The organism is Mycolicibacterium gilvum (genome assembly GCF_900454025.1).
In the GTDB taxonomy this organism is placed as follows: Bacteria; Actinomycetota; Actinomycetes; order Mycobacteriales; family Mycobacteriaceae; genus Mycobacterium; species Mycobacterium gilvum.
Window position 1 is genome coordinate 1,750,363 of sequence record NZ_UGQM01000001.1, and the last position, 21,906, is coordinate 1,772,268.

Sequence of the window (21,906 nt, forward strand, 5' to 3'; positions counted from 1 at the left end):
CCGGTCCTAGTGCCTCAGCAGGCTTGCCGCGTCGACGTTTGCCGACCGGCGCGTCCGGAAGATCGTCATGATGATCGCCAAGCCGATCACGACCTCGCAGGCGGCGACGACCATCGTGAAGAACGCGACCACCTGACCGTCGAGGTTCCCGTGGACACGGGCGAACGTGACGAAGGCCAGGTTCCCGGCGTTCAACATCAACTCGACACACATGAACATCACGATGGCGTTGCGCCGCAGCAGCACTCCCGCGGCGCCGATGGTGAACAGCAAGGCCGACAGGTACAGGTAGTTGTCGGGATTCACTGCTCACCCCCGGGCGATCGCTCATCGGTAGGTACGGGGCGCACCTGCAGAATCGCGCTCACCGACAACTCCGAGCCCGACCCGTCGGGTAACCGGGCGGGGACGTCGACGGCATTGTGGCGGGCGTACACGCCGGGGTTGGGCAGTGTCGTCGGGTGCCCGCCCGGCGCAAAGCGCTCGACAGCGAGTTCGCGCTGGGTCTTTCGGCGCTGGAACCGCTCTCGGTGGGCCAGCACCATCGCGCCGAGTGCGGCGGTGATCAGGAGTGCGCCGGTCAGCTCGAACGCCCACAGGTACTTCGTGAAGATCAGCGCCGCGAGGCCCTCGACGTTGCCTCCGCCGTTGGCCTTGTCCAGACCGACGATGCCGGTGGCGGACACCGACCCGATGCCCGCGATGAGCAGGATGCCGAAGCCCAGACCGACCGCCAGCGCCGCGATCCGTTGCCCGCGCAGTGTTTCCACGAGGGATTCCGAGGAGTCTACACCGATCATCATCAGCACGAAGAGGAACAGCATCATGACCGCGCCGGTGTAGACGACGATCTGCACGACCCCCAGGAACGGCGCACCCTGGGCGATGTAGAGGACGGCGAGCGCAATCATGGTGGCGGCCAGTGACATCGCCGAGTAGACGGCCTTCGGCGCGGCGATCACCCCCAGTGCGCCACCGACGCTGACGACGGCCATCACCCAGAACAGGATCGTCTCGGTCACCTGGCATCCGCCTCTGCCGATGGCGAGACGGTGCCACGGTAGTAGTCCTCGTCGGTGGCGCCGGGGGCCATCGCGTGTGGCGGCGCCCCCATGCCCGGTTCCAGCGGCGCCAGCAGCTTGTCCTTGCCGTAGATCAGGTCGGCGCGGTTGTCGTCGGCCATCTCGTAGTCGTTGGTCATCGTCAGCGCGCGGGTCGGGCAGGCCTCGATGCACAGGCCGCATCCGATGCAGCGCAGATAGTTGATCTGGTACACCCGGCCGTACCGCTCGCCGGGGGAGTAACGCTCGGCCTCGGTGTTGTCGGCGCCCTCGACGAAGATCGCGTCCGCCGGGCAGGCCCATGCACACAGTTCGCAGCCGATGCACTTCTCCAGCCCGTCGGCATACCGGTTCAGTTGATGGCGCCCGTGGTAGCGCTTGGCGACGGGCCCAGGCTTCTCCGGGTACTCCTCGGTGACCGGCTTCTTGAACATCGAGCCGAAGGTGACACCGAATCCGGCGACAGCGTCGAGGAACTTAGGCATCGGCGGACTCCTTCACCGGTAACGGCGGCACCGGGAAGGCGCCGTGGTCAGAGGACTGGGCGGGGGGACCGTGCGGTGTGCGACGTCTCCTGGCGCGCAGGGCCCGCCACGCGAGCAGTGACGCGAGGATCGCCGCCACACCGGTCACACCGATCAGCGCGGTGACCCACCCCTGGTAGCCCTGGTTCTGCATCGCGCGGGTCGTGGCGACGATCGCGATCCATGCCAGCGAGACCGGGATCAGGAGCTTCCAGCCCAGCCCCATGAACTGGTCGTAGCGCATCCGGGGCAGGGTGGCGCGCAGCCACATGAAGAAGAACAGGAACAGCCACACCTTCGCGGTGAACCACAGCAGTGGCCACCACCCGCTGTTCGCGCCGTCGGCGATGCTGATCGGCCACGGCGCGTGCCAGCCTCCGAGGAACAGCGTGGTCGCCAGAGCGGACACGGTCGTCATGTTGACGTACTCGGCGAGCATGAACATCGCGAACTTCAACGACGAGTACTCGGTGTGGAAACCGCCGACCAGTTCACCTTCGGCCTCGGGGAGATCGAAAGGCGCCCGGTTGGTTTCGCCGACCATCGAGGTCAGGTAGACCAGGAAGGACGGCAACAGAAGGAAGATGAACCACACGTCGTTCTGCGCGGCGACGATTCCGGACGTCGACATCGTGCCCGCGTAGATGAAGACCGCGACGAACGACAGCGCCATCGCGATCTCGTACGAGATCACCTGCGCCGAGGATCGCAGCCCGCCCAGCAAGGGGTACACCGATCCCGACGCCCATCCGGCCAGCACGATTCCGTACACCCCGATCGAGGTGACCGCGAGGATGTAGAGCACCGCGACGGGAAGGTCGGTCAGTTGCAGGGCGGTGCGGTGGCCGAACACGGACACCTCCGGGCCCAGCGGGATCACGGCGAAGGCCATGAAGGCGGGGATCACCGAGATGACCGGTGCGGCAAGGTAGATCCACTTGTCCACCCCCGCGGGTACGAGGCCTTCCTTGAGCGCGAGTTTGATGCCGTCGGCCAGCGACTGCAGCAGTCCCCGTGGTCCGACGCGGTTGGGCCCCAACCGCAACTGCATCCGTCCCAGGATCTTGCGTTCGATGAGGATCGCGGCGAGGACGGTGAGCAGCAGGAAGACGAACACCCCCAGCGACTTCGCCAGGATCAGCCACCACGGGTCATGGCCGAACAGGGTCGGGTCGGGGTAGGTCATGCCGGCCCCCGCTGCTCGGCGCATCCGATGGACACCCGCGCTCCCGTCGTGACACCGAGGGTCTGGTGGACCTGGCTGCCGGGTGAGTTCAAGGGCAACCAGACCACGCCGTCGGCCATGTCGGTCACGGTCAGCGGGAGGGTGATCGCGCCGCGGTCGGTGCTGACGGTGACCACGTCACCGCCGCGTGCACCGATGTCGGCCGCGGTGCGCTCCGACAGCCGGACCGTCGGCGTTCGGGCGGTGCCCGCCAGATGCGGTTCCCCGTCCTGAAGACGGCCCCCGTCGAGCAGCATGCGCCACCCGGCAAGGATCGCCTCCCCATGTGCCGCGGGCGCGCGGTGCTCCTCGGCCCGGGGCGGCGCCGGGCGGTCGCCGGCCCACAGGCCGAGTCGGGCGTGCTCCTCGGCGGCAGCCACGGAGGTGGGTATGCCGAGGTCCACTCCGATCTCGTCGGCGAGGAGGCTCAGCACTCGCAGATCGGTGACGGAGTTCGTGTGCACGGAGGGCTCGAACGGGCGAATTCGCCCCTCCCAGTTGACGAATGCGCCGGCCTTCTCCACGACCGGCGCCACCGGGAACACGACGTCGGCGCGATCGGTGACCGCGCTGCGACGCACCTCCAGGCTCACCACGAACGGGACGGCGTCGAGCGCGGCAGCGGCATGGTCGGGATCGGGCAGGTCGGCCAGTTCGACACCGCCGACCAGCAGTGCACCCAACTCCCCGGCGCGGGCTGCGTCGAGGATCGCCGTGCCGTCGCGACCGGGTTGGGCGGGCAATTCGTCGACGTGCCAGGCGAGTGCGGTCTGGGCGCGCGCGCCGACGTCGTCGACGGGTCGGCCGCCCGGCAGCAGGTGCGGCAGAGCGCCCGCCTCCACGGCGCCGCGGTCTCCGGCACGCCGGGGGACCCACGCCAGCCGTGCGCCGGTCGCGGTGGCCAGTCGCCCGGCAGCCGACAGCGCGCCCGGAGAGGTCGCCAGACGCTCGCCGACCAGGATCACCGCACCCGGCATCGTCAGCAGCTCATCGGCGGCCAGACCGTCCAGTACCCCTGCCTCGGCGCCGGGAGCCGCGGTGATCAGGCGGGCGGAGAGTTTGTCCGAACCTCGGGTGCGCAGCGGTGCCACCGAGATCACCTGAACTCCGTGCTTGCGCACCGCTTTCCGCAGCCGCAGATACACGATCGGCGATTCCTCTTCCGGCTCGAAGCCTGCGAGCAACACCGCGGGCGCTTTTTCGAGATCGGCATACGTCACGCTCTTGGGCCGGCCCGCGACGTACGCTGCGAGGAACGCGGCCTCCTCGGCGCTGTGCGGCCGTGAGCGGAAGTCGATGTCGTTGGTGGCCAGCACGATTCGGGCGAACTTGGCGTAGGCGTATGCATCTTCGAGGGTCGATCGGCCGCCCACCAGCACGCCGGTGCGCCCGCGCGACGCCGCGAGCCCGGCTCCCGCGACGGTGAGTGCCTCCGACCACGACGCCGCGCGCAGGGTGCCGTCCTCGTCGCGTATCAGCGGGGTCGTGAGGCGGTCGCCGGCCGTGGCGTAGGTGAACGCCCACCGCCCCTTGTCGCAGTTCCACTCCTCGTTGACCTCGGGATCGTCACCGGCGAGGCGGCGCAGGACTTTTCCGCGCCGGTGGTCGGTGCGCTGCGCGCACCCGGAGGCGCAGTGCTCACAGACGCTCGGGCTGGAGACGAGATCGAACGGCCGCGCCCGGAAGCGGTACGCCGTGCCGGTGAGGGCGCCCACCGGGCAGATCTGGACGGTGTTGCCGGAGAAGTAGGACTGGAACGGGACGCCGGGGGCGATGCCGACCTGTTGCTGCGCACCGCGTTCGAGCAGATCGATGAACCGGTCCCCGGCGATCTGATCCGAGAAGCGTGTGCACCGGGCACACAGCACACAACGTTCGCGGTCGAGGAGTACCTGGGACGAGATATTGATCGGCTTGGGGAAGGTGCGCTTGACGTCGGTGAACCTGGTCTCGGCGCGGCCGTGCGCCATCGCCTGGTTCTGCAGCGGACACTCGCCGCCCTTGTCGCACACCGGGCAGTCCAGCGGATGGTTGATGAGCAACAGCTCCATCACGCCCTGCTGGGCCTTGTCGGCCACCGCAGAGCTGTGCTGGGTGTGCACCACCATGTCGGGGGAGACCGTGGTCGTGCACGACGCCAACGGCTTTCGCTGGCCTTCGACCTCGACGAGGCACTGGCGGCAGGCCCCGACCGGGTCGAGCAACGGATGGTCGCAGAAGCGCGGAATCTGCACCCCGATCAGTTCCGCGGCGCGGATCACCAACGTGCCCTTGGGCACCGTGACGGGTTGGTCGTCGATGGTCAGCGTCACCATCTCGACGGGTGGCGCGTCGGAGGCGCGCTCGGCGATGGTCATACACCCACTCCTTCCGGCGCCGTGAGCATCGAGGCATAAGGATCGAACGGGCACGCGTTCCCCAGGTGCGCTTCGTATTCGTCGCGGAAATGCTTGAGCGACGACATGATCGGGCTTGCCGCACCGTCGCCGAGGGCGCAGAAGGACTTACCGAAGATGTTGTCGGAGATGTCGAGCAGCTTGTCGAGATCGGCCTCGGTGCCGCGACCGGTCTCCAGCCGCTCGTAGATCTGGGCCAGCCAGTAGGTGCCCTCCCGGCACGGCGTGCACTTGCCGCAGGACTCGTGTGCGTAGAACTGCGTCCACCGGCGCACCGCACGCACGACGCACGTGGTGTCGTCGAATATCTGTAGGGCTTTCGTGCCGAGCATCGATCCGACGCCGGCCATGCCCTCGTAGTCCAGGGGCACATCGAGGTGGTCGGCTGTCAGCAGCGGCGTCGACGAACCGCCCGGCGTCCAGAACTTCAGCTCGTGTCCCGCACGTACACCACCGGCGTAGTCGAGGAGCTCCCGCAGCGTGATGCCCAGTGGCGCCTCGTACTGTCCCGGCGTGGTCACGTGGCCCGACAGCGAGTACAGCGTGAAACCCGGTGACTTCTCCGAACCCATCGACCGGAACCAGTCGACGCCGTTGAGCAGGATCGGCGGCACGCTGGCGATCGATTCGACGTTGTTGACCACCGTCGGGCAGGCGTAGAGCCCGGCGACCGCCGGGAACGGCGGCCGTAGCCGGGGCTGTCCGCGGCGACCCTCCAGCGAGTCCAGCAGTGCGGTCTCCTCACCGCAGATGTAGGCGCCCGCCCCCGCGTGCACGATGAGCTCCAGGTCGAAACCCGAACCGTGGATATCGTGTCCGAGGTGGCCGGCGGCGTAGGCCTCCGCGACCGCGGCCTGCAGGCGCCGCAGCACGGGGACGACTTCGCCCCGCAGATAGATGAACGCGTGATGTGCCCGGATCGCATAGGCTGCGATGATCGCGCCCTCCACCAGGAAGTGCGGCGTGGTCAACATCAGCGGAATGTCTTTGCACGTCCCGGGTTCGGACTCGTCGGCGTTGATCACCAGGTAGTGCGGTTTGGCCGCCGCGCCTTCACCGCCTTGGGGGATGAACGACCACTTCGTGCCGGTCGGGAATCCCGCGCCGCCGCGGCCGCGCAGGCCGGAGTCCTTGACCGTGCCGATGACCTCATCGGGGCTCATCGCCAGAGCGCGTTCCAAGGCCTGATACCCGCCGTGACGGATGTAGGTGTCCATCGTCCACGGTTGCGGCTCGTCCCAGAATCGGCTGAGTACCGGGGTCAGTGACGTCACGGTGCGTCCGTCGCTTCCGGATCGGTCTCGGCAGTGCCCGACCTCGCGGGGACGTCGGCCTCCGGTGCCGGTGCGGGTTCGTCCTTCACCGACTCGGCCGCGACGGCCTGCTCCTGTCCGCCACCCGCGGTGGTGTCCGAGGGGCTTCCGGCCGCGGGCGCGGCCATCCGGTGCTCGCGGGCGAATCGCAGTCCGGCGAGCGTGGCCTCGCCGACGGTACCGGCCGTCGCTGAATCCGGGCCGTCCAGCCCGGCAAGGATTCTCGACGTCTCGCGGAACGTGCACAGCGAGCCGCCGCGTGACGGTGCCGGTGTCTGCCCGGAGCGCAACCCGTCGACGAGTTCACGCGCCGAGGCGGGGGTCTGGTTGTCGAAGAAGTCCCAGTTGACCATCACGACCGGTGCGAAATCGCATGCGGCATTGCACTCCACGTGTTCGAGCGTGATACGGCCGTCCGCGGTGGTCTGCCCGGGTGCGATGTCCAGATGCTGCTCGAGCGACTCCAGGATCGCGTCGCCACCCATCACGGCGCACAGGGTGTTGGTGCACACACCCACCAGATACTCCCCGGTCGGGGTCCTGCGGTACATGGAGTAGAAGGTCGCGACCGCCGTCACCTCGGCGTCCGTCAGGCCCAAACGGTCTGCGCAGAAAGCGATTCCGGCCGGTGTCAGGCAGCCGTCCTGGGCCTGCACCAGATGCAGCAGCGGCAGCAGCGCCGACCTGGTCTGCGGGTACCGGGCGATGATCGTCGCGGCATCGGCCGTCAAGCGCTCGTGGACCGCCGCGGGATAGGTGGCGGGCCCGTGGATCGGGGGTCCCGGTTCGTCGGGCCGCTGTCCGAGCTCGAGAAACACACTCATGACGACCTGCTCTTCGCGCCGGCGCTCATCACCTATCCACCCCACCCATCACCGGATCGATCGACGCCACCGCCGTGATCGCATCGGCGACCATGCCGCCTTCGCACATCGCCGCGACGGCCTGCAGGTTGGTGAACGACGGATCCCGGTAGTGCACCCGGTAGGGCCGGGTTCCGCCGTCGGACACCATGTGTACGCCCAATTCGCCGCGCGGGGACTCCACCGCGACGTAGACCTGACCCGGCGGCACCCGGATGCCCTCGGTCACCAGTTTGAAGTGGTGGATCAGCCCCTCCATCGAGTGGCCCATGATCTTGGCGATGTGCTCCGGGGAGTTGCCCAGCCCGTCGGGCCCGACCTTCAGATCTGCCGGCCACGCGAGCTTCCTGTCGGTGATCATCACCGGTTCGCCGGTACTGCGCTCGAGGCGTTCGACGCACTGCTCGACGATCCGGATGGATTCCCGCATCTCCTTGACTCTGATGAGATAGCGGCCGTAGGAGTCGCACCGGTCATCGGTGATGACGTCGAAATCGTATGTCTGGTAACCGCAGTAGGGCTGCGACTTGCGCAGGTCGTGCGGCAGGCCGGTGGAACGCAGGACCGGACCGGTGATCCCCAGCGCCATGCAACCGGTGAGATCGAGATAACCCACGCCCAGGGTGCGGGCCTTCCAGATGTAGTTCTCGTTGAGCAGGTTCTCCATGTCGCGCAGCCGGGTCGGCAGCAGCGTCAGGAGCTCGCGGATCTGGGGGAGGCCCTCCTCGGGGAGGTCGGCCGCGACACCGCCGGGCCGGATGTAGGCACTGTTCATGCGCAATCCGGTGATGGTCTCGAACACCGACAGGATCAACTCGCGTTCCCGGAAACCGAGGAACATCGCGGTCATCGCACCGAGTTCCATTCCGCCGGTGGCGAGTGCCACCAGATGGCTGGAGATTCTGTTGAGCTCCATCATCATCACCCGGATCACCGAGGCGCGTTCCGGGATGTCGTCGGTGACACCGAGGAGCTTCTCGACACCGAGGCAGTACGCCGTCTCGTTGAAAAACGGTGACAGGTAGTCCATTCGGGTGACGAACGTGACGCCCTGAGTCCATGTACGGAATTCCAGGTTCTTCTCGATGCCGGTGTGCAGGTAGCCGATTCCGCACCGGGCCTCCACGATGGTTTCGCCCTCGATCTCGAGGATCAGCCGCAACACCCCGTGGGTCGAGGGATGTTGCGGGCCCATGTTGACGACGATCCGTTCACCGGCGTGCTCGGCGGCGTCCCCCGCACGCGAGGAGGAATTAGACATTTGCCGTGCCGCCGTGACGACCTGATCCCAGTCCTGGCCGCCGACGACGATGACCCGCTCGGGGCGTTGCGCGGAGGTGGTCATCAGTTGTACGCCCTGCGCTGATCGGGCGGCGGGATCTCCGCCCCGTGGTACTCGACCGGGATCCCACCCAACGGATAGTCCTTCCGCTGCGGGTGGCCCACCCAGTCGTCGGGCATCTCGATACGGGTCAGCGAGGGATGCCCGTCGAAGATGATGCCGAAGAAATCGTAGGTCTCGCGCTCGTGCCAGTCCACCGTCGGATAGACGCCGAACAACGACGGGATGTGCGGATCATCGTCGGGGACAGCCACTTCCAGGCGGATGCGACGGTTGTGGGTGATCGACATCAGCGGATACGCGGCGTGCAGCTCCCGGCCGGAGTCGTCGGGGTAGTGCACGCCGCTGACACCGAGGCACAGTTCGAAGCGCAACGCCGGATCGTCACGCAACGCCTGGGCCACCTCCACGAGGCGGTCCCGGTGCACCTCAAGGGTGAGCTCGTCGCGGTGGATCACGACGCGTTCGATCGACTCGGTGAACGCATCGTCGCCGACGGCCTCGGCGAGTCTGTCCACCACCTCGTCGAAATAGCCGCCGTACGGGCGCGGACTGCTGCCGGGAAGGGCGACGGGACGGACCAGCCGACCGTAGCCCGAGGTGTCCCCAGAGCCCTTGGCGCCGAACATGCCACGCCGTACACCGATGATCTCGGGTGTCTGGTCGCCGGTCGGCTCCGTCACCTCAACAGGCCTTTCAGCTCGATGGTCGGAGTGAGAGCCATGGCCGCCTGTTCGGCTTCCCTGATGGCCTCTTCGCGGTTCACGCCGAGCGGCATCTGCTGGATCTTGTCGTGCAGTTTGAGGATTGCGTGCAACAGCATCTCGGGCCGGGGCGGACAACCGGGCAGGTAGATGTCGACGGGTACGACGTGATCGACGCCCTGGACGACGGCGTAGTTGTTGAACATTCCGCCCGACGAGGCGCAAACCCCCATGGCCAGAACCCACTTCGGCTCGGCCATCTGGTCGTAGATCTGCCGCAGAACCGGCGCCATCTTCTGGCTCACCCGCCCCGCCACGATCATCAGATCCGCCTGCCGCGGGGTGGCCGAGAAGCGTTCCATGCCGAAGCGCGAGATGTCGAAACGCGGACCGGCGGTGGCCATCATCTCGATCGCGCAGCACGCCAACCCGAACGTCGCCGGCCACAGCGAGCCCTTCCGGACGTACCCGGCGACCTTCTCGACGGTCGAGAGCAGGATGCCCCCGGGAAGTTTCTCTTCTAGTCCCATTGCAGTCCTCCCCGGCGCCAGACGTACGCATAGGCCACGAATACGACGACCATGAACAAGAGCATCTCGATCAGCGCGAACATCCCGAGGCTGTCGAACGCGACGGCCCAGGGGTAGAGGAAGACGATCTCGATGTCGAAGACGATGAACAGCATCGCGGTCAGGTAGTACCGCATCGGGAAGCGTTGAGCCGTCGCGGCGACCGCGGGATCCGAGGCGTCCATCGGCTCGATTCCGCACTCGTAGGCTTCGAGCTTCGCGCGGTTGAACCGGCGCGGGCCGATCAGCAACGCGATCCCGACCGATCCCACCGCGAACACGGCAGCGATCGCACCGAGCACCAGGATTGGCGTGTACAGATTCATACTGCGCAGCAGCTCCTCGCAGGCTGTCGATGTGAGCTATCACACAGCCTAGCCCTGTTTGGGATGCAAGCCACACATTTTGGTTAGTATCGCTACTGGCGTCGCCCGGCGATGCCGCGCTGCCCTCAGCGGGCGCGAAGAATCAAGCGCAGCAGTGACTTTCGCCGTACCGGGGTCAAGCGGCAGGTCGCAACAACGACACGACGGCATCCCCGAGGCGTATCGGGTCGATCGGGTGCGGAACCGCCGCCTCGGCACGCGACCATCGCGCCAGCCACGCGTCGTCGGGTCGTCCGGTCAGCACGAGGATCGGCGGGCAGACGTCGAGTTCATCCTTGAGCTGCTTGGCGATACCCATCCCGCCCACCGGCGTCGCCTCACCGTCGAGGATCGCCAGATCGAATCCGCCCGCATCCATCTGGCGGACCACCATCGGACCGGTCGCCACCTCGACGTAGTCCAGCTCGGGCAGTTCGGGGTGGATCCTTCTGCCCAGCGCGAGCTTGACCTGCTCGCGCGTTCTCGGGTTGTCGCTGTAGACGAGGACGCGCAGCACACCACGCGTCTCGGCAGACGGCACGACCATGGGCGCGATGGTAGCCCGTGAATGTCGTTCCCACCTACGGAATCTGGCGGACGATCCGCGCCTGTGGCCGTCGTCGGCCGCCTCCGGCCGGGCCGGCCCCGGCGCCCGGAGAAGCTTGCTGAGGAACGCCCTCGATCGGAAGCTGCCTGGCCGGCGGGGGTGCCCGGCGGATTATCGCGCCCGACAAATTTTGCTATTCATCGCGACGGAGAGATCGGTCGGCGCTAGCATTCGCGCGTGGGGGACGGAGCCGGATGACGGCCGGTCTGGGGCTGGCGCGCACGCAGGTGGAGTCTGCGATCGTGGCGTCGCGCCTGCGCGCCGTGCTGGTCGGCGCCGCCGGCGTCGGGAAGACCTCGATGGCCCGCAAGCTGGCCCGTGACTATGCCCGCAAACATCCGCGGCTCACCTCGCACTGGGTGTCGGCGACCGCATCGGCCAGGGACATCCCGTTCGCAGCGTTCAGCCACCTCATCGATGTGTCCGGCGGCGAGGAACCGACGACGTTGCTGCGCGCCGCGCGGGAGTCGCTGAGGTCTGCGCACGGCCTTCTGCTCGTTGTCGACGACGCGCATCACCTCGACACGTTGTCGGCGACGCTGGTGCACCAGCTCGCCGTCACCGACAACGCGCACATCATGCTCACCGTCCGCGAGGGCGAACCGGTCCCCGACGCCGTCACCGCGTTGTGGAAGGACTCCATCCTCGCCCGCCACGACATCGCCCCGTTCGATCGGCGGGAGAGTGGGCTGCTGCTCGAACAGATCCTGGGCGGCACCGTCGAAGATGTCAGCACCGTGCGGATGTTCGAGATCAGCCAGGGCAATCCGCTGTATCTGCGCCACCTCGTGGACGCAGCGCTGGGAACCGGCTCGCTGCGCCAGGTCGAAGGGGTGTGGCAGCTGCGCGGGGAGATGACGCTGAGCCCGCAGCTCACCACGCTCATCGACGCGCATCTGACCAACCTGCCCGAGCCGGTGCGGTCGGTCCTGGAGTTCCTCGCCATCGACGATCCACTGTCGGTCGACGATCTCGCCGCACTGACGGGTATCGACGCCGTCGACGCGGCGGAGACCTGCGGGGTCGTCACCATCACCGACCGGGCCGGCGCCCTGTACGCCCATCCGTTCCATCCGATCTACACAGAACGCGTGCGCTCGTCGCTGGGTCTGCTCGCGATGCGCCGGCTGCGCAAACTGCTGGCGGGCCGGATGTCCGTGCGCGCCCCGGGGAACCTGAGCACACGGCTGCGGATGGCGGCGCTGGCCATGGGGACCGATGAACCGCCGAGCGCCGACGAACTCGTCGGATTGTCCTGGGAGGCCATGAGGCTCGGCGATCTCGCGCTCGGTGAGCGCCTCGCGCGCGCCGCGCTCGAGCAGGCCGACGGATTGGCCGCGCGACTTCCGCTCGCTCACTCGTTGTCGTGGCAGGGCCGCGGACGAGACGCCGACGACGTGCTCAACCCGGTGGATCCGGACACCCTGACGCAATGGGATCTGATGGCCTGGACACTGCCCAAGGCGGCCAACAGGTTCTGGATGCTGTCCGAATCCGAAGAGGCTGTGGAGTACCTGCGGCAGATGCGCGCACGCATCACCGAACGAGGCGCCCTGCACACCATCGACGCGCTGGCCGCGACGTTCGCGATGAACGCCGGCGACCCTGCGGAAGCGGTGACGGTCGCCAAGGGCATCCTCGCCGCTGACGACGCGCAGGACCTGGCGGTGGCGTGGGCGTCGGCCGCCGCGACGCTGTCGTCGGCGCGTATGGGCCGCTTCGCCGAGGTCGACGGTCTCGCGCAACGCGGCCTGGACGCGGCGCATCCCGGACTGCTCCGGTTCACGATAGGCCTCGGGCAGACGCTCGCTCTGATCATGAACGCCGACGTCGCGTCGGCCGAACACCTGGCCCGCCACTACCTCAGTTTCTCGGAGTTCCAGCAGCCCGGCCGCGCCATCGGTGAGGTGCTGCTGGGGCACACGCTCTTGGCTTCCGGCCGGTTCGGCGACGCGGTGACGCTGTTGCGGCAGGCGGCGGCGGCACTGACCTACACCGGGTACAGCTGGGGGCCGCTGGCGTTGACGGGGCTCGCCCAGGCGCTCGGGCAGCAGGGGCGCGCCGCCGACGCCTCCGCCGTGCTCACACGCGCGGAGGCCAGTCACGGGATGCGCTCGGCGCTCTACGCACCCGACCTGGCGCTCGCCCGGGCATGGACCCTGGCCGCCGCCCGGGACCTCCGTGGCGCGGTCGCCTCGGCGCGCGACGCGGTGCACGCCGCGGTGCAGTCGGGTCAGGATGCGGTGGCGCTGCGGGCTCTGCAGGACTGTGCACGGCTGGGCGACACCCACGGGCTGGCGACGGCGGTCCGTCTCAGTGACAGGATCGGTTGTGTCACAGGACCGTTGTGCGTCGCGCATCTGCGTGCGCTCGCGGCGGGGGACGGGGCTGCGCTCGATGCGGTCTCGGCAGACCTGGAGACCGCGGGTCTGCCGGCAGCCGCCGCGGATGCCGCGGCCCAGGCGACGTTCGCCCACCAGCGCCGGGGAGATCGCGCGGGTGAGGTCGCGTCGAGGTCACGGGCGAGCCGCCTCTCGCAGGTCTGCGGCGCCCCGGCGACTCCGGCGCTCGAACAGGTGCTCAACCCGATGCCGTTGACGGGTCGGGAGCGTGAGGTGGCGGTGATGGTATCCCAGGGGTTGACGAACAAGGCCATCGCGCAGCGTCTTTCGGTGTCCGTCCGCACCGTCGAGGGCCACGTCTACCGGGCCTGTATGAAGATCGGTGTTCCGGATCGGGCGGCGCTCGCGTCGACGGTGGGGGGCATGCACGGACGTGAAGGGACGGCGTGAATGAGCGTGTTCTCCGTGTCGGCGTCGTTGAGGCAGTCCGGTGTCTCGCTGCGCAGCCCCGACGGGGTGACGCTGCCTGAGGTCGAGACGGTCTGGTTCGAGACCGAAGACCGGATGCGCCTGAACTTCCGGCATCTGCCTCCGGTTCCGGGCACCGAGGACAAAGGGCCCGTGATGTTCGTCCACGGGTCCGGCACCCGCGCCGATCTGTTCTGTCCGCCCAGCACGATCACACTGCCCGCGCTGTTGTCGGCGGCAGGCTTCGACGTGTGGTTGTTGAACTGGCGCGGCAGTATCGACGTCGAGCCGACGTCGTACACGTTCGACGACGCGGCGGTCTTCGACTTCCCGGCCGCGGTGTCGGAGATCCTGCAGCGGACCTGTTCGACGGTGGGCGGGATCAAAGCGGTGGTGCACTGTCAGGGTTCGCACGCCTTCATGATGTCGATCGCATCGGGTCTGCTTCCCGAGATCACCACGGTCGTGGCCAATTCGACGGCAATGCACCCGCGGGTGCGGTGGTCGGCCTCGGTGAAACTGCCCTTCGCCCTCAAGACGCTGGGCAAGACGACGGAATGGTTCAATCCGCAGCACGGGTTGTATGCGTCGAGCTTCAGTGCGCGCGTGCTCGATCTGCTCGTGCGGCTGTTCCACCACGAGTGCGACAACGCGGTGTGCAAGCACTCCAGTTTCATCTACGGCGTGGGGTTCCCGACACTGTGGAGTCACCACCATCTCGACGAGGTCACCCACGACTGGATCAAGGGTGAGTTCGCCCACGTCCCGGTGAGCCTGTTCCGGCAGACGCACCGATGCCTCGCGGCGGGCCGGCTCGTGCCGGTACGCGGATATCCGGGGATCCAGCCCGGTGTGGCGATACACGAACCGAAGACCGACGCGAACTTTCTGTTCATGTGCGGATCCGACAACAAGACGTTCCATCCGTCGGGGATGAGGAAGACCTTCGAACATTTCACGACGCGCACGCGCGGCACCCAGGAGCATTGGGAGATCACGGGATACGGGCATCTCGACCCGTTCCTGGGCAAGTATGCCGCCGAGGACGTCTTCCCCAGGGTCATCGCCTTCCTGGAAGGCCAGTGATGCCCAAGGTCTCGTTGGTCTGCCATGTCGGCCTGCTGCTCGTGCTGTCGATCCTGGTTTTCCCCGGCATGTTCGGCGGTGACGTCCCCCGCGCCGTCCCGCTGGCTGTCGTCGCTCTGGTGCTGGCGGTGGTGTTGGCGGTCACCGAGGTCTTCTCCGGGCTGCGGTGGGTGGCGCTGGTCGCTCTCGCCGCGGCCGTGGCGGGCCTGATCGCCACCGTGTGCGACGACCCGGTCTCGGGAGCGGCCCTGTGGGGATGGGGCCTGGCCTGGATGGCAGTGGTTGTGTGGTTCGCGGTGCTGGCCTCGCGGGCACGGAGTAACCGGTGACGGGCCTGCGGTTTCGGGAGACGATGACGGGCCGGATCGCCCTGCGGGCGAGGGATCCCGTGGATGGCTACGGACGGGTCGACGGATATGCCGCGGTCATGCACATCACGATCGACATCCCCGACGTCGCGGCGTTCACCGCCGGCCGGGTGGATGCGGCCCGGTTGCGGGCCGATGTGCTGATCCCTGTGCTGGGCGGGCGATTTCAGACCTCGTCCGGAGAGTTCGTCTGCTTCCGGTCCGGTGAGGGACCGGACGGGACACCGGTTCAACAGATGATCTATACGGCGACGCTGACCAATGACGATCGGGTATTGGAGATGTCGGCGCGAAAGGTGCTGGAACCCAGGGGATGGCGGATCTGGCGGGTCTGGCCGGACACCACCACACTGTTGGTGACGCTGGTCGACGTGACCCCCGATGACGACAAGGAGCGACCGCGGCATCTCGCCGGGGTGGTGTACATCACGGTGCGCGGATTCGCGCGTCAGCTGACCACGATGAGGCCGTACGGAAGTCGGCGGTGGTCGGAGAAGCTCGGTGCCTTGTTCGGCTACCTGAGCTTCTTCGCCGGGCGCCTCATCCGGATCTATCTGAGTCGCCGTATGGCTGCGGAATGAACGGTGCTGGGAGCGAGGGTGTTGCGAGATCCTCTTTTCTCAATTCGTGCGCTGCTCTGCGGGCGAACGCGGCGATCGTCAGCGACGGGTTGGCGCCGACCGGTCCCGGCATCACCGAGCCGTCGGTGATCCACAGCCCGGGAACACCCCGCACCCTGCCATAGCTGTCGACGACGCCTTCCTGGGCGGACGTGTCGGCGGGGCAACCGCCGAGCGGATGCACGGTGATGACCTCGTTGATGAAGTCCCACAGGAAATTACGCAGGAAGCCTGCCCCGAGGTCCTTCGTCAGCGCTTCCATCCGGCGGGCCACATCCTGGAAGTGTTTGTCGGAGGTGTGTTTCTTCCATGTGCACGTCATCTTGGTGTCGTCGGAGTCCTTGAGGCACAGCTGTCCGTCGGGGATGTCGGCGCCCATTCCGAGCAGCGGCAGCGGCCACCGGAGACGCCGCAGCCAGGCGGACGCGAATCTCGGAACCGACAGCTTCGCCAGCGCCTCTCTCAGGTCGTCCGGCCCCCAACCCCACGTGGCGAGATTCGGTAAACCGCCGTCCTGCAACAGAATGCGCCGTTCGCCCTCGTCGTAGGAGCGATAGGTGGTGATGACGGGGCCACCGCTCGGCAGGAGCTCGTCGTCATCTCCGTCCGGGAGCGCGAACCCGAGCAGATCGCCGTTGCCGCAGAACCGCTTCCCGAGTGCGGCGCAGTCGGACAGGCCGAGCTTCTTGCTACGCAGCATCAGATACGTGCTGCCCAGAGTGCCGGCGGCGAGAATCACACGTTTGGCCCGGATCACTCCTTCAACCGGCTCACTCTTGTTCCGGCATTCGGGATGCACGACGTAGGCGACCTCGAAAAGATAGTCGGAATCGTCTGTGCAGGGCGCGATCTCGCGTACCTCGGTACGCACGCAGATCTGCGCGCCGTGATGTGCCGCCATCGACAGGTAGGTGTGGTCCAGGCTGCTTTTCGCCCCACGGTTGCAGCCGACATCGCACTCGCCGCACATCGTGCAGGTGGTGCGCTCCACGTCGTCGCCGTGGATGTTGGGGTAGTCCGCGGGCGGCAGGGGAGCGCCTTTCGCCGGACCGTCAGCTCCGTCGAAGCGCACCGCCAACGGGGCGAGCACAGAGCCGGCATCAAGGAATTTAGTGGTCTTCTTCGAATGTTCTTCGTGCAGGCTCTGCGGTATCTCCTGGACCTGGAGGACCTCTCTGACAGCCCGGTAATGATCGCGCAGGTCCCGGTGGGTGAACGACCAGGTCTCGGTTTTCCCGTTGCCGTCGGGGACGGGCTGGGTGAACCATTGCGCGGGCTTCTCCAGCATCACGTTGGCGTAGATCAACGATCCGCCGCCGAGTCCGCTCGCGGTGACGGCGTCGATGCCGTCGAACGACCACAGGTCGAACATTCCGTGCTTCCCGAACCCCGGTGCCCAGATGGAGTCGTCGATCTCCATCACCCGACGAGGGAAGGATCCTGGCGGATAGGCTTTGCCACGTTCGAACAGGCAGACACCTCTCCTCCTTGTGGCGAGTTCGGCCGCCATGACGGACCCGCCGAACCCGCTCCCGATGATCAGGTAGTTGACTTCGTCGGCGCACGGTCCGTTTTGCAGCTCCATGGCGAAGACGATAAGTCTCCGGTACCGGCTGTATGTGCAGATCAGCAAGGATTCCGGAAATCTCGCCGACGTGGTGGCCGACCGAAAACAGGTAGTGCGCTACGCATGACCGGGTAGCGCCCGCCTCCCTAGTGTTCGGCATGTCAGCCCCCGCACGTCGTACACCACCGAGGAGACGCCGATGCCTGTCACAGTGCTCGGCGCGCAGCCGAAGAAGTTCGCTGACCGTCATGCCGACCCGGTGACCGCGCGGGCGCTGCACGTCCCGGTGCAACAGGTCTGGGGGTACCGCAGTGATCGATCCGCAGTGTCATCCGATAGGCCACCCGCGGTCCACCGACCGATGAGCGAGGAACGGGGCGACGAATACGTCGTCAGCTTCGTCGAGTCGATGACCCGGCGTCCGGCGGCCCTGGTGATCCAGGGGGAGCCCGGGATCGGTAAGACGACTCGGTGGATGGATGTCTGCGAGGAGGCGCGACGCGCGGGCGTGCGGGTGCTCTCGACGCGGTCCGGCGTCGGCGAATCGGCGCTCGACTTCGTCGGTGTCGATGACCTGCTCGCCGACGTCGAACCCGAGGTGTTCGACGCGCTGCCGATCGCGCAGCGCACGGCCCTGCGACAGGTTCTGGTCCGCTCCGGCGCCGACGGTACCGAGATCGACAGACGCGCTGCAATCGGCGCGTTCCGGGCTCTGGTCGCGGAACTGGCCACCCGCACACCGGTGTTGATCGGCGTCGACGACGTGCAATGGCTCGACGAGGCGACCCGCGACGCACTGGTCTACACGATGCGCCGGGTGCGTGGCCCGGTCGCGGTAGTGGTCACCGAGCGTGCCGTGACCGGACGGGGAAGCGCGGTGTCCTGGCTCGACCTCGGAGAGGCCGGATCCGTCACACGCCTGGTGGTCCGACCGATGTCGGTGGCTGAACTGCACCGCCTCGTGGCCGGCCGGACGGGGCGGTCCCTCTCGCGGCCTGCGATGGCGCGGCTCGCGGAGATGTCGGGTGGAAATCCCTACTACGCATTGGAACTCGCGCAGGCCATGGACTCCGCCGGCTGGGTATGGAGCGCGGGACTGCCGTCGAGCCTGGTCGACGCCACCGGTCTGCACAGGGAGCGGCTCGACGCGGACGTCAACGAGGTCCTGCTCGCCGCCGCATCCGTCGTCGGGCCCACCGTCGACCTGCTCGCCGCCGTGCTGCACCGTCCGGTCGAGCAGATCGTCGGATCGCTGGAGAAGGCCGAAAATCTCGGCATCGCCTCGATCGAGGCCGGCCGCGTGGGCTTCTCACATCCACTGCTGCCCCACATCATCTACAGCCAGGCACGGCCGGGTGAGCGCAGACGGATCCACCGCGCCGTCGCCTCGGTCGAACCGTCGCCGCAACGCCAGGCACGGCACCTGGCGTTGGCGGCGACGACCGGCGACCCCGAGATCCTGCGCGCCCTCGATTCGGCCGCCGAGACGGCACGCGCCGACGCTGCGCCGGCGACCGCGGCGGAACTCACGGAGTTCGCGATCGGTCTCGGCGGCGACACACCTGTGCGACGTCTGCACGCTGCCCGCGACCACCTGCTGGCCGGCGACATCGACCGCTCGCTGGCGCTCCTGGAACCCACCGCGCGGGGTCTGCCCGACGGGCTGATGCGGGCCCACGCACGCGTTCTGGTCGGTGGTGCGCTCGCGGTGCGCGGGACTTTCGGTCGAGCCGTCGACGAACTGCGGGTCGCACTCGCCGATGCGGCCGAGGATCCGGGCCTGACGGTACAGATACAGCTGGCTCTGGCGATGACGCTGTCGGCCGCCGGAGACCACGACGGTGCCGATGACCATGTACGACAGGCACGGATGCACGCCGAAGGCATGGCCGACCACGTTCTGACCAGTCAGGCGCTGGCCGCGCAGGTGCTGGTCCGGACGGCGAACGGTGAAGTGGCGGACGAGGTTTCACTGCGGCGGGCGGCCGACCTGGAGCAACGCGTTCACCACACCTCTGGACTCCCGGCTGGCGTCCACACCGCCGCGCCGTTCAGCGCACGGGTGGTCAAAGCGCTGGTCTCGGTGTGGACCGGGCGACTCACCGAAGGCCGGGCACAACTCGCCGAGGCGCAGGCCCGGTACGCCGCCCGCGGATCCGATGTCGATGTGCTCTGGATCCAGTTCCACTCGGCGATGACAGACATCGGGCTGGGACGACACGGCGACGCCGCACGTCTCGCCGAGGACATGCTGCTGGGCGCCGAGCAGCTCGGAGGTGCCGCGGCGAGGGCGCTGGCCGCCGAACCGCGCGCGCTGCTCGCGACGCTGGAGGGTCGGGAGTCCGATGCCAGGGCCGAGGTGGATCAGGTGCTCGAGCAGGTCTCAGACGACGTGCCGCCCAGCAACGGACTCCGAACGGTCCTGGGCTTCCTGGAGTTGTCCCTCGGGCGTCACGCAGCCGCGGTCGACGTGTTGTCCCCGTTGCTGGCGCGCAGCCGGACCGGCGGGAGCATCGAGATCGCGACGCTGCGTTTCCTGCCCGACCTTCTGGAAGCGGCGTTCTCGGTGGGGCGCGTCGATGAGTTCGCGGCGTGGGTCGATGCCCTGGAGGACGCCGGTACCCGGCTGAACCGTCCATGGATAGTCGCGGTCGCGGCACGCTGCCGCACCATGCAGTTGGCCGCACGCGGAGAACTCGCCGCAGCACAGGTCACCGCGCTGCGCGCACTCGACGCGCACCGCGGACTGCCGATGCCGTTCGAACTCGCCCGTACTCAGCTCATCGTCGGGCAACTGCAGCGACGGCTACGCCAGAAACGGCTGGCCCGAACGACATTGACGGAGGCACTGACCATTTTCGAACAACTCGGGACCCCACTGTGGGCGGCTCGCGCCCGCACCGAACTCGCCCGCACCGCGGAGAGCCCGCAGCAGCATCTGCTGACCGCCACCGAACAGCGCGTCGCCGAGCTGGTGGCGTCGGGACTCACCAACAAGGACGTCGCGGCCGCGCTCTACATCAGCCCGAAGACGGTGGAGCACAACCTGGGCCGGGTCTACCGCAAGCTCGGAATCCGCAACCGCACCGAACTGGGCCGCCAGATGGACAGTCTGCGCGACGGGCCGAACTGACATGCCCACCTTTCTCGCAGAATGGCAGCGCTCCACGTTCAGCGACCCCACAATCTCCAAATTCGTCACCCTGCTCGAATCCTGCGCCGCGCAGATCGCGGCACCGGAATCACCGGTCCGGCTGATCATGGTGCTCGCCGTGGCCGCCGACCTCGGTGTCTGCGCGGTGTTCGAAGCCGACAGCGCTCAGACCGTGCTGCGCGTGTGCAGGAACGCCGGCGCGATGCCGCAACGGCTGACACCCGACGTCGAAGCGAGGATCCTCGCGTCCGAGTCCGCGTCGTCCTGATCAGGACCCGCCCACGAGAAGCGGCTGCATCTCGGCGGGATCGAAGTATTCGTCGATACGGGTGATCAAACCGTCGTCACCGACGACGATCACGATGCACACCCGCATCGCGATCGCCTCCCCGCTACGGGCGGTGGCGTGCAGGATGTGCTGCTGCACAAAGCCGCCGTCGAAGAACCGGCGGTCGGTGATCTCATAGCGCCGGTCCACGGTCGCCCGGACGAACCAGTCGATGACCTTCACCGCCCGCCGGTGGTCGCAGTCCCGGTCGTCGCCGCTATGCCACACCGCGACCCCGGGGCTGAACATCTGTGCGACCGTGTCGATGTCGCTGCGTGTGATGGCGGCGAACAACCGGTCGGCGACGACTGCGGTGTCAGGCATGTATTGACCTCAACTCAGGTTTGGGTTGAACACTGTGGACATGGACCAGACACCCACACTCTCCCGTTTCGACGACTTCTACAAGGACGAGGACCAGACCCCGCCGTGGGTCATCGGCGAACCACAGCCGGCCGTCGTCGACATCGAGCGCGCCGGCCTCATCACCGGCCGCGTACTCGACGTCGGCTGCGGGACCGGTGAGCACACGATCCTGCTCACCGCCGCGGGCTACGACGTACTCGGGGTGGACGGTGCGCCGAGCGCCGTTGAGCAGGCGCGGCACAACGCGAAGACGCGCGGGGTCGATGCCCGCTTCGACGTGGCCGACGCTCTCGACCTCGGGGACGAGCCGGCCTACGACACGATCATCGACAGCGCCCTGTTCCACATCTTCGACGACGCCGACCGCGAGAAGTATGTTCGGAGCCTGGGCCGCGCCACCGCCCCGGGATCCGTCGTCCACCTGCTTGCGCTGTCCGACACCGGCCGCGGCTTCGGGCCCGAGGTCAGCGAGGAGACCATCCGCGCCGCATTCGCCGATCCCGGATGGGACATCGAGGCGTTGACCACGACGTACTACCGCGGGCTGATCACCGCTCCGCACGCAGACGCGATGGGCCTCGACGTCGGCACCGTGGTCGACGAACCGGCCTGGCTGGCACGCATCCGTCGACTCTGAC

General features: G+C 67.7%; 21 protein-coding genes. 7 read left to right on the forward strand and 14 right to left on the reverse strand.

Going from position 1 to position 21,906, the window contains the following annotated elements:
• Positions 1 to 6: 6 nt before the first annotated feature.
• From nuoK to DYE23_RS08330, 12 genes are all read right to left on the reverse strand, one after another.
• Entirely contained in the window at positions 7 to 306 is a 300-nt protein-coding gene (nuoK, locus tag DYE23_RS08275) for an NADH-quinone oxidoreductase subunit NuoK (RefSeq protein WP_011895334.1), read from the reverse strand.
• On the reverse strand, positions 303 to 1,022 hold the full coding sequence (locus tag DYE23_RS08280; protein WP_115326975.1) for an NADH-quinone oxidoreductase subunit J: 720 nt from the start codon (positions 1,020 to 1,022) through the stop codon (positions 303 to 305). Before DYE23_RS08280 ends, nuoK begins: the two co-directional genes overlap by 4 nt.
• On the reverse strand, positions 1,019 to 1,546 hold the full coding sequence (gene nuoI, locus DYE23_RS08285) for an NADH-quinone oxidoreductase subunit NuoI (protein ID WP_011895332.1): 528 nt from the start codon (positions 1,544 to 1,546) through the stop codon (positions 1,019 to 1,021). Before nuoI ends, DYE23_RS08280 begins: the two co-directional genes overlap by 4 nt.
• Positions 1,539 to 2,771 carry an NADH-quinone oxidoreductase subunit NuoH gene (gene nuoH / locus DYE23_RS08290; protein ID WP_115328903.1) on the reverse strand — a complete coding sequence of 411 codons (1,233 nt, stop codon included), beginning with the start codon at positions 2,769 to 2,771 and terminating at the stop codon, positions 1,539 to 1,541. Before nuoH ends, nuoI begins: the two co-directional genes overlap by 8 nt.
• A complete protein-coding gene (locus DYE23_RS08295) occupies positions 2,768 to 5,167 on the reverse strand; it encodes an NADH-quinone oxidoreductase subunit G (RefSeq protein WP_115326976.1) in 2,400 nt (799 codons plus the stop codon). The genes nuoH and DYE23_RS08295 overlap by 4 nt, the downstream gene beginning before the upstream one ends.
• Positions 5,164 to 6,480, reverse strand: coding sequence for an NADH-quinone oxidoreductase subunit NuoF (nuoF, locus tag DYE23_RS08300; protein WP_013472367.1), 1,317 nt, complete (start codon positions 6,478 to 6,480; stop codon positions 5,164 to 5,166). Before nuoF ends, DYE23_RS08295 begins: the two co-directional genes overlap by 4 nt.
• The gene (gene nuoE, locus DYE23_RS08305; protein ID WP_099961150.1) at positions 6,477 to 7,343 is read right to left on the reverse strand and encodes an NADH-quinone oxidoreductase subunit NuoE; all 867 of its coding nucleotides are present in this window, start codon (positions 7,341 to 7,343) and stop codon (positions 6,477 to 6,479) included. Before nuoE ends, nuoF begins: the two co-directional genes overlap by 4 nt.
• 28 nt (positions 7,344 to 7,371) lie before the next feature.
• Entirely contained in the window at positions 7,372 to 8,727 is a 1,356-nt protein-coding gene (gene nuoD, locus DYE23_RS08310) for an NADH dehydrogenase (quinone) subunit D (RefSeq protein WP_099961151.1), read from the reverse strand.
• Positions 8,727 to 9,407, reverse strand: a complete 681-nt coding sequence (locus tag DYE23_RS08315) for an NADH-quinone oxidoreductase subunit C (protein ID WP_115326977.1) — start codon at positions 9,405 to 9,407, stop codon at positions 8,727 to 8,729. Before DYE23_RS08315 ends, nuoD begins: the two co-directional genes overlap by 1 nt.
• A complete protein-coding gene (locus DYE23_RS08320) occupies positions 9,404 to 9,958 on the reverse strand; it encodes a NuoB/complex I 20 kDa subunit family protein (protein ID WP_011895325.1) in 555 nt (184 codons plus the stop codon). The genes DYE23_RS08315 and DYE23_RS08320 overlap by 4 nt, the downstream gene beginning before the upstream one ends.
• Positions 9,949 to 10,323, reverse strand: coding sequence for an NADH-quinone oxidoreductase subunit A (locus DYE23_RS08325; RefSeq protein WP_011895324.1), 375 nt, complete (start codon positions 10,321 to 10,323; stop codon positions 9,949 to 9,951). Before DYE23_RS08325 ends, DYE23_RS08320 begins: the two co-directional genes overlap by 10 nt.
• A gap of 175 nt (positions 10,324 to 10,498) precedes the next feature.
• Positions 10,499 to 10,909: an Rv3143 family two-component system response regulator gene (locus DYE23_RS08330; RefSeq protein WP_115326978.1), complete on the reverse strand. Its 411-nt coding sequence runs from the start codon at positions 10,907 to 10,909 to the stop codon at positions 10,499 to 10,501.
• A gap of 254 nt (positions 10,910 to 11,163) precedes the next feature.
• Between DYE23_RS08330 and DYE23_RS08335 the strand changes: the two genes are divergently transcribed.
• The 4 genes from DYE23_RS08335 to DYE23_RS08350 are packed head-to-tail and all read left to right on the forward strand — an operon-like array spanning position 11,164 to position 15,814.
• A complete protein-coding gene (locus tag DYE23_RS08335) occupies positions 11,164 to 13,761 on the forward strand; it encodes a LuxR family transcriptional regulator (protein ID WP_115326979.1) in 2,598 nt (865 codons plus the stop codon).
• The gene (locus DYE23_RS08340; RefSeq protein ID WP_115326980.1) at positions 13,762 to 14,865 is read left to right on the forward strand and encodes a lipase family protein; all 1,104 of its coding nucleotides are present in this window, start codon (positions 13,762 to 13,764) and stop codon (positions 14,863 to 14,865) included. It begins immediately after the preceding gene.
• Positions 14,865 to 15,194: a hypothetical protein gene (locus tag DYE23_RS08345; protein ID WP_013472361.1), complete on the forward strand. Its 330-nt coding sequence runs from the start codon at positions 14,865 to 14,867 to the stop codon at positions 15,192 to 15,194. Before DYE23_RS08340 ends, DYE23_RS08345 begins: the two co-directional genes overlap by 1 nt.
• On the forward strand, positions 15,191 to 15,814 hold the full coding sequence (locus DYE23_RS08350) for a hypothetical protein (protein ID WP_115326981.1): 624 nt from the start codon (positions 15,191 to 15,193) through the stop codon (positions 15,812 to 15,814). The genes DYE23_RS08345 and DYE23_RS08350 overlap by 4 nt, the downstream gene beginning before the upstream one ends.
• Here DYE23_RS08350 and DYE23_RS08355 read toward each other — a convergent pair.
• Positions 15,774 to 17,438, reverse strand: a complete 1,665-nt coding sequence (locus DYE23_RS08355; RefSeq protein WP_115326982.1) for a GMC oxidoreductase — start codon at positions 17,436 to 17,438, stop codon at positions 15,774 to 15,776. The genes DYE23_RS08350 and DYE23_RS08355 overlap by 41 nt on opposite strands.
• A 343-nt stretch (positions 17,439 to 17,781) precedes the next feature.
• On the opposite strand from DYE23_RS08355, the gene DYE23_RS08360 reads away from it, so the two are divergent.
• Positions 17,782 to 20,553, forward strand: a complete 2,772-nt coding sequence (locus DYE23_RS08360; protein WP_235660356.1) for a helix-turn-helix transcriptional regulator — start codon at positions 17,782 to 17,784, stop codon at positions 20,551 to 20,553.
• Position 20,554: 1 nt separating this feature from the next.
• Positions 20,555 to 20,842 carry a hypothetical protein gene (locus DYE23_RS08365; protein WP_011895316.1) on the forward strand — a complete coding sequence of 96 codons (288 nt, stop codon included), beginning with the start codon at positions 20,555 to 20,557 and terminating at the stop codon, positions 20,840 to 20,842.
• Here DYE23_RS08365 and DYE23_RS08370 read toward each other — a convergent pair whose 3' ends face one another.
• Positions 20,843 to 21,226: a nuclear transport factor 2 family protein gene (locus tag DYE23_RS08370; protein ID WP_011895315.1), complete on the reverse strand. Its 384-nt coding sequence runs from the start codon at positions 21,224 to 21,226 to the stop codon at positions 20,843 to 20,845.
• Between the two features lie 40 nt (positions 21,227 to 21,266).
• Here DYE23_RS08370 and DYE23_RS08375 point away from each other — a divergent pair, with 40 nt between their 5' ends.
• Entirely contained in the window at positions 21,267 to 21,905 is a 639-nt protein-coding gene (locus DYE23_RS08375; protein WP_115326984.1) for a class I SAM-dependent methyltransferase, read from the forward strand.
• Position 21,906 lies beyond the last annotated feature (1 nt).

Excerpts from the sequence above, each read along its gene's own strand:
- DYE23_RS08355 (WP_115326982.1), bottom strand. The coding sequence starts at position 17,438 with ATGGAGCTGCAAAACGGACCGTGCGCCGACGAAGTCAACTACCTGATC.
- DYE23_RS08335 (WP_115326979.1), top strand. The coding sequence starts at position 11,164 with ATGACGGCCGGTCTGGGGCTGGCGCGCACGCAGGTGGAGTCTGCGATC.
- DYE23_RS08325 (WP_011895324.1), bottom strand. The coding sequence starts at position 10,323 with ATGAATCTGTACACGCCAATCCTGGTGCTCGGTGCGATCGCTGCCGTG.
- DYE23_RS08375 (WP_115326984.1), top strand. The coding sequence starts at position 21,267 with ATGGACCAGACACCCACACTCTCCCGTTTCGACGACTTCTACAAGGAC.
- DYE23_RS08340 (WP_115326980.1), top strand. The coding sequence starts at position 13,762 with ATGAGCGTGTTCTCCGTGTCGGCGTCGTTGAGGCAGTCCGGTGTCTCG.
- DYE23_RS08320 (WP_011895325.1), bottom strand. The coding sequence starts at position 9,958 with ATGGGACTAGAAGAGAAACTTCCCGGGGGCATCCTGCTCTCGACCGTC.
- nuoH (WP_115328903.1), bottom strand. The coding sequence starts at position 2,771 with ATGACCTACCCCGACCCGACCCTGTTCGGCCATGACCCGTGGTGGCTG.
- DYE23_RS08330 (WP_115326978.1), bottom strand. The coding sequence starts at position 10,909 with ATGGTCGTGCCGTCTGCCGAGACGCGTGGTGTGCTGCGCGTCCTCGTC.
- DYE23_RS08360 (WP_235660356.1), top strand. The coding sequence starts at position 17,782 with ATGAGCGAGGAACGGGGCGACGAATACGTCGTCAGCTTCGTCGAGTCG.
- DYE23_RS08365 (WP_011895316.1), top strand. The coding sequence starts at position 20,555 with ATGCCCACCTTTCTCGCAGAATGGCAGCGCTCCACGTTCAGCGACCCC.
- DYE23_RS08295 (WP_115326976.1), bottom strand. The coding sequence starts at position 5,167 with ATGACCATCGCCGAGCGCGCCTCCGACGCGCCACCCGTCGAGATGGTG.
- DYE23_RS08370 (WP_011895315.1), bottom strand. The coding sequence starts at position 21,226 with ATGCCTGACACCGCAGTCGTCGCCGACCGGTTGTTCGCCGCCATCACA.
- nuoI (WP_011895332.1), bottom strand. The coding sequence starts at position 1,546 with ATGCCTAAGTTCCTCGACGCTGTCGCCGGATTCGGTGTCACCTTCGGC.
- nuoD (WP_099961151.1), bottom strand. The coding sequence starts at position 8,727 with ATGACCACCTCCGCGCAACGCCCCGAGCGGGTCATCGTCGTCGGCGGC.
- DYE23_RS08345 (WP_013472361.1), top strand. The coding sequence starts at position 14,865 with ATGCCCAAGGTCTCGTTGGTCTGCCATGTCGGCCTGCTGCTCGTGCTG.
- nuoE (WP_099961150.1), bottom strand. The coding sequence starts at position 7,343 with ATGAGTGTGTTTCTCGAGCTCGGACAGCGGCCCGACGAACCGGGACCC.